The following is a 348-nucleotide window of genomic DNA, read 5'->3' as shown; positions in this document are numbered from 1 at the left end:
GAGCACCCGTACGCGCTTGAGCGTCCACAGTTCGGTACGGAATCCGTGTATCAACGGGCTCTGCAGCAGCGCTGCGCGCAAACCTTCGAGTTGGGCCGCATCCAGTTGGGCCGGTCGCCCCGTGGCCATCACGCGAAGCGCATCGATGCCACCTTCTTCGAGTCGGGCCTTCCACGTGTATGCGGTCTGCCGCGCCACTCCGACCATCTTTGCCGCTTCGGCGGGCGTCTTTCCCGCCAACATCAAGCGACCGGCACGCACCCGCTTGCGCGTAGCATCGTCCATTTTGGCCATCAACCGAGTCTCCCTTCAACGCGATGACCGTATAACGCACCAGCAGAGAATCGG

Annotated in this window: 1 protein-coding gene; it reads right to left on the bottom strand. The window is 62.9% G+C overall.

The genetic code is table 11. From position 1 onward, the window contains the following. Window positions 1-294, bottom strand: a 294-nt coding sequence (locus tag AB3X96_RS42720) for a helix-turn-helix domain-containing protein (protein ID WP_368594436.1), incomplete at its 3' end; no start/stop codon positions are given. Window positions 295-348: the final 54 nt, after the last annotated feature.

The sequence above is a fragment of the Paraburkholderia sp. BR13439 genome (genome assembly GCF_040948805.1).
GTDB lineage: Bacteria > Pseudomonadota > Gammaproteobacteria > Burkholderiales > Burkholderiaceae > Paraburkholderia > Paraburkholderia youngii.
The sequence above is the reverse complement of the archived record's forward strand: the minus strand, read 5'-3'. Positions and strand labels throughout refer to the sequence as shown.